Source organism: Sporosarcina sp. P20a, assembly GCF_002743175.1.
Lineage (GTDB): Bacteria > Bacillota > Bacilli > Bacillales_A > Planococcaceae > Sporosarcina.
Genome location: NZ_PDYT01000048.1, coordinates 1 through 2655 on the forward strand (window position 1 = coordinate 1; position 2655 = coordinate 2655).

Annotated in this window: 1 protein-coding gene; it reads right to left on the reverse strand. The window is 40.2% G+C overall.

Going from position 1 to position 2655, the window contains the following annotated elements; all coding sequences use genetic code 11:
* Positions 1 to 142: 142 nt before the first annotated feature.
* Positions 143 to 1939: a group II intron reverse transcriptase/maturase gene (gene ltrA, locus CSV72_RS16440; protein WP_199170129.1), complete on the reverse strand. Its 1797-nt coding sequence runs from the start codon at positions 1937 to 1939 to the stop codon at positions 143 to 145.
* Between the last annotated feature and the right edge of the window lie 716 nt (positions 1940 to 2655).

Sequence of the window (2655 nt, forward strand, 5' to 3'; positions counted from 1 at the left end):
AAAGTTGGCAATAGGTAAGCATTTGATGCTATCTCCAGCTTTTCCCCTGCTCCACACCGAACGTGCTAGTTTCCCAGCATTCGGCGCTCCATCTAACGATGGATACTAGATTATAAGTTCTTCGTTACCTGTTGACGTGAGATTATACTACCGTTTCAAGCCCACATTCCATTCGGTATTGGTTTAGTTTTTTAATCATTGAAGAAGTAAAACCAAACTTCCGTATTTCTGATGTGATAGTTTCTGTATCTTTACGATGGACTAGCCGATGGATATCTTCATGAAGAATACGAAGATTTCGAAACTCGTCCGTCCCACCTAAATGCTTTGGTACGTAGTGGTGGCAGTGAACTTCATTGGCTGTTAAATCCCAACCCGTGAGTTCACATTTCCCCATTTTCATACTGTAACGGCTAATGCGATTATCCATATATTCAACCGTCCGGTTGGGAAGAAATGACTTCATTAAAACACTGATCCCCAAACGTACATCTGGATTTAGTTTATCGTAAATTTTCATTCTGCCTTCCTCCGTGAAGAGGGATAAAGATGGACTGAAATTCATCGTGTTTACAGTCCGTACATCCGCAATCGGAAATAGGTGGACTCCCGCAATTTCAAAAGTTTTAGATCTTGTGCTATAGAACTTTTTATAGGTCACACTGGGATTGATCGGGTGTCCGTATTTCCCTACAGGACGAAGGCGATTATACAGAAAGGCTTTTAAATCGTAGGCAAGACGTGAGAATTCTAGATTGACATGTGTAGCTCCATTAAAATAATTGTGAATACCTAAAACAAAACTATTAAAGCGTAAAACATTTTGAGTGGTAGGGGAGGCTTTTATCCGTAAGATATGAACTTTAGCTTGTTCTTTAAGTTTCTCCCGCTTTTTCCGTTTAATGCCCGTATGGGCAACTCTCTTGTTTCTCTTCTTATTCGCTTTAATTGTAAAACCTAAGAATTCAGATTTCCTTTTCCGCAAGTTCACAATTTGTGACTTGTCTGGTGAAATGTCTAGTTTTAAACGTTCTTTGAGATACAATTTAACTGCATGGTACCATTTTTGAGCTGTCTTTCCATCGCGACAGAGAATTTTAAAATCATCGGCATAGCGTACGAGGTACCCTTCTTTAAGAGCTGTGCGTTTCTTGGCGCCCACTTTTCCTTCTCTTGATTTATAGTTTTTCGAAAGAGGAAAGAACTCCCATTGACTCGCAACCCATTGGTCAAGGTCGTTAAGCACAACGTTCGATAGTAAAGTCGATAAAATTCCGCCTTGAGGAACACCTTTAGATGGAACCCCTTCTTTATCAATCTCGGCTTTTAACATTTTGGATATACAAGCCAATACTTTTCTATCCTGAATGCCTAGATTCCATAATTGTTTGATAAGAAGTTTATGATTTACATTATCGAAGAACCCTTTAATGTCAACATCCACTACGTAATGCAAATGAGCAGTATTGACTAAATGTTGGACTCTCGCCATGGCATGACGAGTAGACCTTAACGGTCTAAATCCATAGCTGTGTTTGTAGAAATGAGCTTCAGCAATTGGCTCAAGAACCTGTTTAAAACATTGTTGAATGATGCGGTCAAGCATACATGGAATTCCAAGAGGTCTAAATTGACCGTTATCCTTTTCAATCCATTTTCTTCTGACTTTCTTAGGTCGGTAGTTCTCCAGTTTTGTTTGAATCGATTTCACCAATTCATTTTCCGAAAGCTGTTTAATATCTTTGATGGTTTTTCCATCAGTACCAGGGGTCTTAGACCCTTTATTGGATTTAATCGTACGATAAGCCAGAAGGATGTTCTCTCTAGAGATGATAATCTCGTAGAGACGACTGAACGTATCCTGTTGACTAGCTCTTTCGTATAAATCCGTGAAAATTCCCGTCATATTGTAGTAGTCCCAATATCTCAAAGTTGACACTGTGGCACCCCTCCTAATGAGTGATGTTCCCACATTCCTACCCGATCGGTGTCATTCACGTGAAGAAAATAATCGTTCTCATACGGTAGACTTGGGGCTGTTCCTCCACTTCCATTACAGAAGCTTCATTAGTCGTACCCCTACCTTCACAAGAGTAAATACGTTTAGGTTGTTACCTTATAGCAAACGTTTCGGATGACAGTCCTCGTTTCAACGTCTCTTGTTTCCCAAGTACCTTACAATTTAGCGTTCCATACTAGACGTAGGTGCTTCTTTTAAGCCTGTGAGCTAGATACTGCCATTGTTCAGTATAATGTATTTCAGAGGGCCAAATTTTACTCTACACCACTCACCCCATCGTTGGATGGGACATAGCTTTCACTATGTTCAAACTATAGACCCTTTAATTCAGAAGTTCGTCAGTTCCTTCAGAGGGGAACATACTCACCTTATCTAGTTTTTCAGCCATCCGGCATATCAGTTGGCATACCTTTTCTAAAGATTGGCTTCAGCCTTCCTTCTGCCGACTCTACCTGTGCTTCGAACCTCATGAACTGTCATTCATGACGCACGCAGGAGTCTTGATGGAATAGTTTCAGAAAACATGGTTTCGTCATTCCTATTCTTCGTTGTAAAGTTGAAATTTACATAATAAATTTCCTGTATTTTCATGCCGAAGGCATTTATCACAGAACTTGTCGCGCTGGCCCGTTTGT